Origin of the sequence: Chryseobacterium sp. YIM B08800, from assembly GCF_026163565.1 — a bacterium.
GTDB lineage: Bacteria > Bacteroidota > Bacteroidia > Flavobacteriales > Weeksellaceae > Chryseobacterium.
This window is the reverse complement of sequence record NZ_JAPDKN010000004.1, coordinates 138,371-151,058: the sequence shown is the minus strand read 5'-3', so window position 1 is coordinate 151,058 and position 12,688 is coordinate 138,371. Positions and strand designations below refer to the sequence as shown.

Annotated in this window: 12 protein-coding genes and 1 riboswitch; of the genes, 9 read left to right on the top strand and 3 right to left on the bottom strand. The window is 33.8% G+C overall.

Annotated features, from left to right (window positions below):
- Window positions 1-10 precede the first annotated feature (10 nt).
- Window positions 11-1,846 carry a TonB-dependent receptor plug domain-containing protein gene (locus OEW74_RS02550; protein WP_265426998.1) on the bottom strand — a complete coding sequence of 612 codons (1,836 nt, stop codon included), beginning with the start codon at window positions 1,844-1,846 and terminating at the stop codon, window positions 11-13.
- A gap of 34 nt (window positions 1,847-1,880) precedes the next feature.
- Window positions 1,881-2,059, bottom strand: a riboswitch (cobalamin riboswitch).
- Window positions 2,060-2,206: 147 nt separating this feature from the next.
- Window positions 2,207-2,689, bottom strand: coding sequence for a cytidine deaminase (gene cdd, locus OEW74_RS02545; protein WP_265426997.1), 483 nt, complete (start codon window positions 2,687-2,689; stop codon window positions 2,207-2,209).
- 110 nt (window positions 2,690-2,799) lie between these two features.
- Between cdd and namA the strand changes: the two genes are divergently transcribed.
- From namA to OEW74_RS02530, 3 genes are read left to right on the top strand one after another with little or no spacing between them, the layout of a single operon-like run.
- On the top strand, window positions 2,800-3,852 hold the full coding sequence (gene namA, locus OEW74_RS02540) for an NADPH dehydrogenase NamA (RefSeq protein ID WP_265426996.1): 1,053 nt from the start codon (window positions 2,800-2,802) through the stop codon (window positions 3,850-3,852).
- Between the two features lie 27 nt (window positions 3,853-3,879).
- Complete coding sequence (locus OEW74_RS02535) at window positions 3,880-4,173, top strand: DUF2752 domain-containing protein (protein ID WP_265426995.1); 294 nt, start codon at window positions 3,880-3,882, stop codon at window positions 4,171-4,173.
- A gap of 16 nt (window positions 4,174-4,189) precedes the next feature.
- Window positions 4,190-4,522: a CCC motif membrane protein gene (locus tag OEW74_RS02530; RefSeq protein ID WP_265426994.1), complete on the top strand. Its 333-nt coding sequence runs from the start codon at window positions 4,190-4,192 to the stop codon at window positions 4,520-4,522.
- Between the two features lie 132 nt (window positions 4,523-4,654).
- Here OEW74_RS02530 and OEW74_RS02525 read toward each other — a convergent pair whose 3' ends face one another.
- Window positions 4,655-5,902, bottom strand: coding sequence for an MFS transporter (locus OEW74_RS02525; protein WP_265426993.1), 1,248 nt, complete (start codon window positions 5,900-5,902; stop codon window positions 4,655-4,657).
- Window positions 5,903-6,028: 126 nt separating this feature from the next.
- Between OEW74_RS02525 and OEW74_RS02520 the strand changes: the two genes are divergently transcribed.
- The 6 genes from OEW74_RS02520 to OEW74_RS02495 all read left to right on the top strand — a co-directional run bounded on the left by OEW74_RS02520 (window position 6,029) and on the right by OEW74_RS02495 (window position 12,604).
- Complete coding sequence (locus OEW74_RS02520) at window positions 6,029-6,859, top strand: CPBP family intramembrane glutamic endopeptidase (protein WP_265426992.1); 831 nt, start codon at window positions 6,029-6,031, stop codon at window positions 6,857-6,859.
- A 119-nt stretch (window positions 6,860-6,978) separates the two neighbouring features.
- Window positions 6,979-7,548 (top strand): RdgB/HAM1 family non-canonical purine NTP pyrophosphatase, encoded by a 570-nt coding sequence (rdgB, locus tag OEW74_RS02515; RefSeq protein WP_265426991.1) that lies wholly within the window; start codon window positions 6,979-6,981, stop codon window positions 7,546-7,548.
- 245 nt (window positions 7,549-7,793) lie between these two features.
- Window positions 7,794-8,708, top strand: a complete 915-nt coding sequence (locus OEW74_RS02510; RefSeq protein WP_265426990.1) for a ribonuclease Z — start codon at window positions 7,794-7,796, stop codon at window positions 8,706-8,708.
- A 7-nt stretch (window positions 8,709-8,715) separates the two neighbouring features.
- Window positions 8,716-9,483 (top strand): TIGR02757 family protein, encoded by a 768-nt coding sequence (locus OEW74_RS02505; RefSeq protein WP_265426989.1) that lies wholly within the window; start codon window positions 8,716-8,718, stop codon window positions 9,481-9,483.
- Between the two features lie 11 nt (window positions 9,484-9,494).
- Entirely contained in the window at window positions 9,495-10,046 is a 552-nt protein-coding gene (locus tag OEW74_RS02500) for a hypothetical protein (RefSeq protein WP_265426988.1), read from the top strand.
- Window positions 10,047-10,234: 188 nt separating this feature from the next.
- Window positions 10,235-12,604: a choice-of-anchor L domain-containing protein gene (locus OEW74_RS02495; RefSeq protein WP_265426987.1), complete on the top strand. Its 2,370-nt coding sequence runs from the start codon at window positions 10,235-10,237 to the stop codon at window positions 12,602-12,604.
- Window positions 12,605-12,688 lie beyond the last annotated feature (84 nt).

Below are 12,688 nucleotides of genomic sequence, written 5' to 3'. Positions count from 1 at the left end.
TATTATTGATTTAAAAATTTATTGTTGCGTTAATATTGTAATTTCTTTTAGGTAAAGGATAGTATTCCACTGTTTCATAGACGGTATTTGTAATGTTGTTCACTTTTACTCCTAAAGTATATTTTTTTAAAATTGTGGCAGAAACTCCCGCATTCATTACAAAATATGGGTAGATCGCATATTTTTTGCTCTCATCAGAAGTAGTATAGGTTAATCCGTTAAACATTCCCTGTGCAAACAAATTCAAAAATTTATACTGATAATCTACATTTGAAGTAAACTTATGCAGCGGAACATACATCAGCTGTTTTTGGTTTTCCAAATCTACGGATTTTGTGTAAGCATATCCAGCAATTAGCTTTACAGAATGATTTTCATTGAAACTTTTTTGATAACTAAGCTGAGATTCCAGACCATAAGATTCTACTTTTTCGGTATTACAAGCTGCCCAATATCCAAAAGCTGTCGGAATCCAGCGAATCATATTGTCAATTTTAATATAATAAGGAGTAATGCTTAATTTAAATCCACTCAGGCTAAATTCCTGATTCAGATCTGCCTGAATTGAAGTTTCTGATTTTAAATTAATATTTCCTCCAGGTTCCCAATACAAGTCATTAAATGAAGGAAATCTGAAGTTTTTCGACAAATTTAAATTAATCTGATACCAATTATTAGCTTTCCATTTTCCAGAGAAAGAGTAGAGAAGAGGAGAACTGATGTCTTCTATAAAATTCTGCTTAATTCCACCTTCAAAACGAAGATTCGGTGTTGCAAAATATCTTAATAAACCTGCAACTGAACCCACATTTCTACTAACGTCTCTTAGCTCTGAAGTTCCTAAACCTTCTCCCTGATTTTGTTGAAACTCTCCGATGACATTAAAATTCAGTTTAGGAATAATGAAGTAATTGAAATCATTTTTAAAAATGTAGTTCTTACTAACTCCCCCACTTGTAAAAGGAGCATCATAAACTCCGAAATATTTGAAATTATCTTCTGTGTAGGCAACTTTTAAGCTGTTTGAAACTTTAGATTTGTCGATGTCCCAAGAAACCAAGCTTCTAAAAGTCTGTGCTTGATAGCTGGTTTTATTTCCGTTCTCTTCAAGGATTCTATAGTTCTGAGTCGCATCATAAAACTGACTTTGCCAAGAAATCGTCTGGTTTTTTGCAATTTTATATGCTGTGCCTATATTGAAAGTTGTATTGTAAAACTTTCCGTTTCTATTGATGTACTTTTTTTCAGGAACTTCATAATCATTTTGGCTGATTAGATAATTTCCTGAAGCTTTAAAGCTGAATTTATCGTTACTATACGCTGCTTTCAAAAAATTATTATAAGTTCCGAAAGAAGCAACTTCAGAATTGAATACTCCTTTAAAGCCTTGGTTAAAACTTAAATCATTATTTAAATGAATACTTCCTCCAATCGCACCGCTTCCATAGATGACACTTCCGCCGCCGGATTTTATTTCCATCTGGTCATATCCGAAAACTGCAATATTATTAATATCACCCTGTCCTAAAAACGGAGAATTAATATTGATTCCATTCCAGACAAAAGCAGTCTGTTGAGCCGTTGTTCCGCGAAATGATGGTGAAGAAACAGCTCCACGACCATTTTCTTTAATATAAACAGGTGACTGAAATCGTAAAACCTCAGAAAGATTCGAAGAATTTTTTTGAATATCTGCAGGAGATAATGTCGTTAAAGAATGAAAAAGTTTTACTTTTTTCATCTGATTATCGAATACAAATACGGTGTCAATATTTTTTTCCTGACTGTAATAAATTGTCAGACAAGAAGACACAGAAAGTAAGGTTAATGCTCTTTTTAAAATCATGTCATATCTGCCTTTCCTCCGAAAGCAATTCTATTATTAATATTAAAATTCCGGCAGGTCTCCTGACTTTCGCTTTGCTACACCTTCCCGTTTTGGCAGTGGTTTTTTTGTAGAAATTGATTGTGCGATTTACAGTTGCGGGGACAGCTTGGGAGTTTCACCCAATTCCCTCTTAGTTCCAATCTCTTGGAAACCAAAATTTTTTGCAAATATAGTTTTTTTGAAAAGAAGATTAAATTTTATTAAAGTTAAAGTAAAACCCTTATAATTGATTTAAATTAAAAGATTTTCACGGCAAAAGAGACAAAAAAATTATATTTTCAATCATCTGTGCTAATCTGTGTAATCCGTGGGAAGTTTCTACAAAAATGTTCCATCAAAATAAAACGGAAGCAAATCTTTTATAGAACTTACTTTTATAACCTCATCATTTAAGTTAGAAAAATAAAGTTCGATATTTTCGTTTTGCTTTGTTTCGTATTCTATAATACTTTGTCGGCAAGCTCCACATGGCGGAATCGGCGGGTTTTTCTCTGAAAATTCTTTTGGTCCGCCCACGATAAAGATCTTTTTAATTTTTTGATTTGGGAAATTAGCTCCAATCCAAAAAAGAGCAGTTCGTTCTGCACAAAGCCCAGAAGGAAAAGCTGCGTTTTCCTGATTGTTTCCTGAGAAAATTTCACCATTTTCCAACAAAACAGCACAACCTACAAAAAAGTTAGAGTAAGGTGCATAAGCGTTTTCCCTTGCCTGAATTGCTTTTTCAAAAAGGTCGTTTTCTACTTCTGAAAGTTCGTTCCTGCCTTTGAAATGTTCGTAATCTATTTTTATATCTTTTTTCATTTTTTGTCTTTGTAAAAAAGGGGCATAAAAGTAAACCTTTTTAGTGACGTGGGCAATACGTTATAATCATGATGAATTTTGTATTTTTAATTCTTTAAAAAAATAATTCAATGTTATATTCTCCAATAAAATTCAGAAATGTAGAGCTTAAAAACCGCTGGGTAATGTCGCCAATGTGTATGTATTCCTCAGAAAATGGGGTTGCCAATGATTTTCATTTTGTGCATTACGGAAGTCGTGCTCAAGGTGGAACCGGACTTCTCATCGTTGAAGCAAGCGGTGTAGAGCCAAAAGGCAGAATTACCAATCACTGCATGGGAATCTGGAATGACGAGCAAGCAAATGCACTTCAAAAAATTGTAGAATTCGTTCATAAAAATTCAGAAAGCAAAATAGGAATTCAGATTGCTCACGCCGGAAGAAAAGGTTCTACCTGGGAAAATAAACAAATTTCTTTGGAAGAAGGCTGGGAAACAATTGCACCGAGTGCGATTCCGTATCATCCGACAGAAAGAATTCCGCATGTTTTGAGTTTAGAAGAAATAAAAGAACAGGTTCAAAATTTTAAAAATGCAGCGAAAAGAGCGGTCAAAGCTGGTTTTGATGTTGTTGAAATTCACGGAGCGCATGGTTATCTTATTCATCAGTTTTTATCACCGCTTTCTAATGTGAGAACAGATGAGTATGGTGGAAGTTTTGAAAACAGAATCAGGTTTTTATTGGAAATTGTAGATGCTGTTAACGAAGAGCTCAACGAAAATGTAGCTCTTTTTGTAAGAATCTCGGGAACGGAATATGCTGAGAATGGTTGGGATATTGACGAAAGTGTAGAATTGGCAAAAATTTTAAAAGACCACAACGTAGATTTGGTAGATGTTTCGAGTGGCGGTAATATTCATGGCGCAAAAATTTCTGTTTTTGAAGGATATCAGGTTCCATTTTGTTCGGCTGTGAAAAATCAGGCAAATGTGAAAACCGGAGCAGTAGGTTTGATTACAAAACCTGAACAGGCAGAAGAGATTCTTCAAAATGGTGAAGCCGATTTGATATTTGTTGCAAGAGAGATTTTACGAAATCCTTATTTGGCGGTTCATGGGTCTTTTGAAATGAAAGAAGAAACTTTTTTTCCTCATCAGTACCTTAGAGCAAAAATTTCTTCTTAATTTTAAGAGCGAATTTAAAAGACTGCAATGCATATAGAAGATTTTATGCTTCCTTGCCCGAGCAAAAAGTTTTTGGGAATCGAATGTTTCGGATGCGGAACTCAGAGGGCAATTTTGATGGTTTTTGAAGGGAAGTTTTCTGAGGCTTTTCAAATGTTTCCGGCAGTATATACCTTATTGTTGTTTTTCTGCTTTGTGGGCATCAATTTTTTTGACAAAAAAAGAAATTATGGACAGATTTTGATTTTTTTAGCAATAATTAATTCACTAATCATGGTTTTTTCTTATTTTTATAAACATTTTATTATTCATTTAAACTAAATTAAAAAAACAAATTATGAATCAACAAAAATTACCTAACGCGACGGCGGTACTTGTTTTAGGAATTGTTTCTATCGTCGGATGCTGTTGTTACGGTGTTTTGGGACTAATTGCCGGAATTATCGGACTTGTACTTTACAAAAAAGATAATGCATTGTATCAAAGTAATCCTACATTGTACTCAGATTACAATAACCTTAATACAGGAAGAATTCTTTGTATTATTGGTTTGATACTTAGTGCACTTTATCTTGTTTTAAATATTGGGATGATTGCTGCTTTCGGATGGGACGCGCTTTCAGATCAGGAATTGATGCAAGAACGAATCAGAGAAATGATGGGACAATAATAAGTCTTCGTTAAGAATAGAAAAGGCTGCAAAAAAATTGCAGCCTTTTTTTTTGACTATTAAACCTTTGTATTTAATTAACGGAAAATTGGACAGAGAAAACCTTACGATTATATTTAAATTTATATAAGCTTAAGCCTCATTCAGTTTCTTTAAGTTTGATTTTTTCTTCAGAAAATAAGCCAGTCCTAATCCGATGAAAACCATTGCCGCACTGAACGGGAAAATAAACTGCATTCCAAAAAAATCGGCAACACTCCCGATAATTGGGCCTGCAACACCTAAAGAAATATCAATGAAAAGTCCGTAACCAGCCAAAGCAGAACCCTGACTTGATGGTGAAACACTTTTGATTGCCATCACGCCTAAAGCCGGAAATATTAAAGAAAATCCTAATCCTGTAACACCGGCTCCAACCAAAGCCATTTGAGCGTTGGTTGCAAAAGCAATAATTAAAAGCCCGATAGTTTCTACTAAAAGACAGGCAATAGCAACTTTTATTCCGCCATAATTATTGATGACGTTACTAAAAACCAATCTTCCGGCAACAAACAATCCCCCGAAAATACTTAAGCATAATGCCCCATTATTCCAGTGGAAATAATTGTAGTATAGCGTAATAAATGTAGAAATACTTGCGAAACCGATTCCACCTAAAGCCAGACAAACTCCAAAAGGAGCAACTTTCCCAAGAACTTTCCAGAAAGATTGGTTTTCTTGTGGGTTAAGGTTGGTTTTGTTTTCTTTAGTTTTTGCAAATAAAAATCCGATGATTCCTAAGATAATAGAAAGAATTCCAATACCATACAGACTAAATTTATGTTCGATTACAATCCCCAAAGAAGCTCCGATTGCCAAAGCTCCGTAACAGGCAACACCGTTGTAGGAAATTATTTTTGCAGTATGTTTTTCGCCTAAATCCATAATCGCCCAGTTGATAGGGCTTGCACCAACCATACCTTCGGCACAACCAGTTAAAAGTCGGGTAATAAGCAAAAATGAAAGGCTTAGTATCGGTGAAAATTTAAAATAATAAGCAAGAATAAGAAAAATTCCGGTTAATGAAAAACCAATCATGCTGAATAAAACGGCTGGTTTCGGACCTTTTCCATCAATGATTTTTCCGGAATATGCTCTCAGAAAAAAAGTGGAAATATATTGCAAACTGATTACCATTCCTGCAATTAAAAGGCTGTATCCTAAACTTTTGCTGATGAAAATAGGCAAAACCGAAAGTGATAAGCCGATAATAAAATATCCTACAAACGTAAAAGATACATAAGAAATAAGTTTAAGATTGATGTTTTTGGGTGGATTTATTGAACTGTCCATGTGACGAAAAAAATTAAGCTGCAAAGATACAGTGATATTATTTTTCATATTCAGTCTCAAAGGTTAAAAAAAAGATAAGATTTGTCATCCTTTATGAGTGTCGGAAGTTTTATAGCGGTTTTCATTTCATATAATTTCAATTATCTTTGTTTCTCTTAAAAAAATCATCAGTACATGGAAAACTCAAAATATCCGAAATATATTTTTGACTGGTTTGGAGGTCTCATCCTATTTGCAGGGTATATTTTTGGTAGTCTCTTGGTTGGTTTCGCAGGACTTGCAGGGAAATTTATTTTTAAATTAGATTTTATGCAAAAGCCCTGGTTTATGATGTTTGCCAATGCTGTTGTTTTTTGTCTGGTTATTTGGGCTTTCGATTTTTTGATAGTACGCCAAAAGACAGGAAAAAAATTAAATTTCAATTTTTCGCCTACTAATTTTTCTACCTATCTCCTGATCTTCCCGATGATGCTCGGAATGATGTTTGTCGGTGAATTTATCACTTCACAAATACCGACTACCGGACCTTTTTTCGGAGATTTTTATGAATTTTTTGAAAATCTGATGGCGGGTCTTACCGATGATCCTGTGGTGATGGTTATTACCGCTGTGATTATGGCGCCCATTTTTGAAGAAATTATTTTCCGCGGAATCATCCAGAAAGGAATGATTAATAATGGAGTGAAGCCCTGGAAAGCAATACTTTTAGCAAGTGTTCTTTTTGGTTTAATACACGGAAATCCGTGGCAGTTTGCTGGTGCAATTTTGTTGGGAACTGTTCTTGGATTGGTTTATTATAAAACAAAATCTTTGCTTTTGCCAATGCTTTTGCATGGTTTTAATAATCTTTGCTCTGCAATCTTAATATTTTATACCAAAAAAGAAAGCTTTGCAGAAGCTTTTGAAATGCAGGAATGGATGATTCTGGCAATCGGAATTGTATTGTTCTCTATGTTTTTCTATCTATTCACATTTAGAAATAAAGTGCGTTACTCTGAAATTTAAATTCAATTTAAAAATACAAATCATACGAATATTCTTTCAAGTTACACAACAATTATTTTGTGGATTTGCGAATAATATTTGTGAATTTTGTATTTAAATAAACATATAAAAAATTAAAAATGGAAATATTAGTTGCTACACACAACCTCCATAAAAAAGAAGAAATTCAACAGATTTTAGGAAACGGATTTGTTGTAAAAAGTCTTACTGATTATGATATTCACGACGAAATCATTGAAGACGGAGATTCTTTCAACGCCAATGCTTTAATTAAAGCGAAATATTGCTTCGAAAAAACAGGCATTCCAAGTTTGGGAGACGACAGCGGTTTGGTAGTAGAATCTTTAGACGGAAGACCCGGAATTTTTTCGGCAAGGTATGCAGGAGATCACGATTTTGCTAAAAACATAGAAAAAGTTTTAAGCGAAATGGAAAATGTTGAAAACAGAAAAGCTTATTTCATCACGGTATTATGTTATTATGATGCAAATGGCGCTCAATATTTTGACGGAAGAGTTCATGGAAATCTATTGACAGAAAATAAAGGGCATCAAGGTTTTGGCTACGATCCTATTTTTGTTCCTGAAGGTTACGAAATCACTTTTGCAGAAATGAATCCTGAAGATAAAAATAAAATAAGTCACAGAAAACAGGCATTAGATTTGTTTCTGGATTTTTTGAAAGATTAGGTTAAGGTTAAGGTTAAGGTTAAGGTTAAGGTTAAGGTGAAGGTTAAGGTTAAGGTTAAGGTTAAGGTGAAGGTTAAGGTTAAGGTTAAGGTTAAGGTTAAGGTTAAGGTTAAGGTTGCAAAAATTTTGCAGATTAAAACTTAACTTACTTCTTATTTTAAATTTAGTTTAAAGTTTAGCCTCAAACTCAGTCTTAACCTCAACCTCAACCTTTTGTTGTACATTTGCTTTAATAAACTATTGATTTGAGTACTTATTTAACGATATTAGGCTTTAACTCGGCAATACCTACGATTAATACTTCACCTACAGCACAGCTTCTGGAAATGGAAGAAAGATGTTTTTTGATCGATTGTGGAGAAGGAACACAGGTGCAGCTTAGAAAAGCAAAGGCAAGATTTTCAAAAATCAATCATATTTTTATATCTCACCTTCATGGTGATCACTGTTTTGGTCTGCCTGGTTTAATAGCTTCTTTCCGACTTTTGGGAAGAGAAACTCCGTTGCATGTTTACGGTCCGAAAGGAATCAAAAAAATGCTGGATACTATTTTTACCATTACTGAGACGCACCGAGGTTTTGAGGTTGTATATCATGAATTGGACAAAGATTATTCAGAAAAAATCTATGAAGATAATAGGGTAGAAGTGTTTACGATTCCTCTGGATCACAGGATATACTGTAACGGATATCTGTTTAAGGAAAAACCAAAAGACCGACATATCAATATGGAAGAGGTCTCAAAATATTCAGAAATAGAGACTTGTGATTATCATAATTTAAAAGCAGGAAAAGATTTTGTTTTGAGTGACGGATACGTTCTTAAAAATGAAATTCTTACAACAGATCCGGCTCCGTCGGTTTCTTATGCATTTTGTAGCGATACAAGATATTTGGAATCTGTGATTCCGATTATTAAAAATGTAACGGTTTTGTATCATGAGTCTACATTTTTGCACGATTTAAAAGAAATGGCTGATTACACAGGTCACACAACTGCTTTAGAAGCAGCAACGATTGCCAAAAAAGCTGAAGTTGAAAAACTGATTTTAGGACATTTTTCTAATCGTTACGGTGATTTGACGGTGTTTACAGATGAAGCGAGAGCTGTTTTTCCAAATTCTTATCTTCCAAAGGCTTTGGAATGCGTGAAAATTTAAAAGAGCGATGAATTTTTTAGAATTAAAAGATTTTCTTGATGAGAAAGCAGATATTTACAATAATCTTGAGTTTATTCAGGATGATCCGGTTCAGATTCCGCATCGCTTTTCGCTGAAACAGGATATTGAAATTGCTGGTTTTTTGGCGGCAACAATTTCCTGGGGAAACAGAAAATCGATTATTAAATCTGCCGAAAAGATTCTTGATATCATGGGAAATTCTCCTTATGATTTTGTGATGAATTATTCTGAAAAAGATTTAGATTATATTAAAGACAAAAGCATTCACCGAACTTTTAACGGAGAAGATTTTGCTTATTTTATTAAACAGTTTAATGAAATTTATAAAGAAAATGAAAGTCTTGAAAATCTGTTTTTAATTCATGAAAATGAAAACAATTTTTATCACTCGATAGAAAGATTCAGACAAAAATTTTTAGGGATTGAAAAGCACAGAACGCACAAGCATGTAAGTTCGCCGTATAAAAATTCATCTTCTAAAAGGATTATTATGTTTTTGCGATGGATGACCAGAAAAGACAATCGTGGCGTAGATTTTGGAATCTGGAAAAATATAGATCAGAAATTTTTATCAATTCCTTTGGATGTGCATACCGGAAATATATCCAGAAAATTAGGATTGATTTCAAGAACGCAGAATGATTGGAAAACTGTTGAAGAATTAGATTTAGTTATTAGAAAATTTGACGAAAAAGATCCTGCAAAATATGATTTTGCTTTATTTGGATTGGGCGTAACGAAAGAATTATTTTAAACATAAAAATGATGAAAACACCACACGAAAAAATAGAATTTCTTGAGAGAATGGCAGACGGAATTACTTCATGGATTGGTTCTATACCTTCTCTCATCATTCATACATTACTTTTTATTGTATCGTTTTTATTACCGGTTTTTGGTATTGTAGATGTAGATAAAATGTTGCTTGTTTTAACTACAGTATTATCTTTAGAAGCGATTTATCTTTCAATTTTGATTCAGATGTCTGTTAATAAAAGCCATGAAAAAATTGAAGACATTCAGGAAGATATCGAGGAAATTAGTGAAGATATAGAAGATATTCAGGAAGATATCGAGGAAATCAGCGAAGACCTTGAGGAAATTAGCGAAGATATCGAAGAAATCAGTGAAGATATTGAAGATATTCAGGAAGATATCGAAGAAATCAACGAAGATGAAGATGATGAAGATCATAACGAAAGAGCCAAAAAAGCAATTCTTAAAAGCAATGTAAGCTCTAATAAAAATGAAATACGATTTTTAAAAGATAAAATTGCCGAGCTTCAGCATAAAATTGATGAACTGAAAAAAGATTAATTATATCTGAGTTTAGTTTAAAAAATATAATGAAAAGACCGATCTGTGTGATTGGTCTTTTTTTGACATTAGAATTCAATTAAAATTTCATTAGAATTTAAGTGAATTAATATATTGTTGTTGATAATAAAGGGTATTGTTTGTTTTAAATAAATAAAATTTGGTATTTTTGGGCAAACAATTACAAAATGTTAAATTATAGACTAAAAAATTACCTTTTTCTTTTTGTAGGATTACTTATTTCGGCTACTATTTCAGCCCAAAAAAGGCTACCGCCAAAAAATAGAGTAGACGAAACCAATAAAAAAGCGGGAGTATTTATTGATGTAAATGCTGCAGGATATGCGCCATCTACTTACACAGTAGAGCAACTTGTTAAAAATGTTTTGATTAGTGGGGGTTCTACTTGTTCGATACCAAATGTATCTAATGTAACGATTACTCCCACCCAATCGGAGACTGATAATGATAGGTTTTGGGGGTACTTTCACAGAGGAACTACTAATTTTCCATTTAAAGATGGTATTGTTTTAACGACAGGTCGTGCAAGAGAAGCAGGGAATGTTGCCTCTAGTGCGAGCTATAGAATACCGGGAACAGGGATTAACGATGCAGATTTATTGACGGCAGTTCCGAATCCAGATCCTAGTAAGGATTATAATGATAATGTTATGTTAGAGTTTGATTTTGTACCCAACTCTAGCCAAATAAAATTTAATTATATTTTTGCTTCTGAAGAATATTCGGGAACTTATCCTTGTGATTATTCAGACGCATTTGCTTTATTAATTAAACCTGTTTCAGGAGGTCCTTATGTAAATTTGGCTGTTTTGCCGAATAATGCGGGACCAGTTGCTATGACAAATATTCACCCTCTTATTCCGGGTACTTTTGGATGTCCTGCAATCAATGAAATCTATTTTGGAGGGTATAATTCAAATACAAATATTGTAACCAATTATGATGGAAGAACGGTTCCTTTAACCGCAGTTGGTACTGTAACTCCAGGTGTTGCTTATCATTTTAAAATGGTTTTGTCTGATTATAATGACTGGAGTTTTGATTCTGCAGTATTTCTTGAAGGAGGATCTTTTGATATAGGAATTAAGCTTGTTGACGGAACAGGAGCTACATTGCCTGCAAGTTTGAATGTGTGCGATAATGCACCTCAGACTTTGGTTGCTCAGCTTTCCGGGATTACAGGAGCTACTTATCAATGGTATAAAGATGGTGTATTAATACCGGGAGCAACAAGTGCTACTTATGTTGCTACATCACCGGGAGTTTTTACGGTAGTTGTTACAATTCCTGGAAATACTTGCCCAGTAGAAGCAAAAATAACTATTGTAGGCGGTACAACTCCTACCGCTCAAAATGCAATTTTAAAACTTTGTACAACGCCTGCTGTAAGCAATTTTAATTTAAATGATGCTAAACCACAGATTAGTACAACAGCAGGAGCGGTATTTCGTTTTTATGTAAATCAGGCAGATGCTCAGGCTCAAAATGCTAATTTTATTCCTGAAGCCAATTTAGCTTCATATAATGGAACAGATGGTCAGGTTTTACACGTTGTAGTATCCAATGGAGGTTTCTGTAGTAAATTAGTTACTTTAACATTGCGTAAAGAAGCTACTCCGGTTGCACAGCTTGCTTCTACAAAATTGAAGATTTGTGTAGGAGAATCTATTACTTTAACAGCTTCGGGAGGGGTTACTTACCAATGGAGTAATTCTACAATAACTTCTGCTGTACAAACACTTTCGCCAACACAAACCACAACTTATACTGTGTACGCAATTGGTGCTCAAGGATGTAAATCATTACAACCAGCAACTGTTGTAGTGGAAGTTGTACCTGCAATTACTTCTAATCTTTCGGGTGGATTTATTTGCTCGGGAGATAGAATTACTTTAGATGCGGGTGCAGGACCCAATTATAACTATACTTGGAGTACAGGTGCAACTACACAAACTATTGTAGCAGAAACACCAGGAATTTACTTTGTAGATATCAGCAACGGAGTTTGCTCTAAAAGATATACAACAGAAGTGAAACAAGCACTTGTTCCGGAAATCATCAATGTAGATTACAGCCAAAGCGGTACATTAATCGTTACTGCATCTAATTTGAGTGGTGGTGTACTAGAATATTCAGCCGATAACGGGGTAACTTGGCAAGGTTCTAACGTATTTAATAATATTCCTAATAATAAAATAATCTCTATCAGAGTTAGAGTGAAAACTACAAGTTGTGTAGGAGTATTAGAATACTTTACTTTTATTATGCAGAATGTAATTACTCCAAACGGAGATAATGTAAATGATATGATCGACTTCAGAGGTGTAAGTGATTATAATAAATTCCAGGCATCCATTTCAGATCGATATGGTAAAGTAGTATTTAAAGCAGAAAAAACAAGACCTTTCTGGGATGGTTATTTCCAGGGTAAAAAATTGCCGACGGCTTCTTATTGGTATCAGGTAACTTTTGAAGATCCTGCAAGTAAGCAACTTACTGTAAAAACAGGATGGATTTTACTTAAGAATTTCGAATAATATTAATATCAAGATATTTTTAAAAGACCGATTTTGTCGGTCTTTTTTTTGTTTCATTTAGAAATATAACTGAAAATCTGAGTT

Excerpts from the sequence above, each read along its gene's own strand:
- OEW74_RS02530 (WP_265426994.1), top strand. The coding sequence starts at position 4,190 with ATGAATCAACAAAAATTACCTAACGCGACGGCGGTACTTGTTTTAGGA.
- OEW74_RS02535 (WP_265426995.1), top strand. The coding sequence starts at position 3,880 with ATGCATATAGAAGATTTTATGCTTCCTTGCCCGAGCAAAAAGTTTTTG.
- OEW74_RS02500 (WP_265426988.1), top strand. The coding sequence starts at position 9,495 with ATGAAAACACCACACGAAAAAATAGAATTTCTTGAGAGAATGGCAGAC.
- cdd (WP_265426997.1), bottom strand. The coding sequence starts at position 2,689 with ATGAAAAAAGATATAAAAATAGATTACGAACATTTCAAAGGCAGGAAC.
- OEW74_RS02505 (WP_265426989.1), top strand. The coding sequence starts at position 8,716 with ATGAATTTTTTAGAATTAAAAGATTTTCTTGATGAGAAAGCAGATATT.
- OEW74_RS02520 (WP_265426992.1), top strand. The coding sequence starts at position 6,029 with ATGGAAAACTCAAAATATCCGAAATATATTTTTGACTGGTTTGGAGGT.
- OEW74_RS02495 (WP_265426987.1), top strand. The coding sequence starts at position 10,235 with ATGTTAAATTATAGACTAAAAAATTACCTTTTTCTTTTTGTAGGATTA.
- OEW74_RS02550 (WP_265426998.1), bottom strand. The coding sequence starts at position 1,846 with ATGATTTTAAAAAGAGCATTAACCTTACTTTCTGTGTCTTCTTGTCTG.
- namA (WP_265426996.1), top strand. The coding sequence starts at position 2,800 with ATGTTATATTCTCCAATAAAATTCAGAAATGTAGAGCTTAAAAACCGC.
- rdgB (WP_265426991.1), top strand. The coding sequence starts at position 6,979 with ATGGAAATATTAGTTGCTACACACAACCTCCATAAAAAAGAAGAAATT.
- OEW74_RS02525 (WP_265426993.1), bottom strand. The coding sequence starts at position 5,902 with ATGAAAAATAATATCACTGTATCTTTGCAGCTTAATTTTTTTCGTCAC.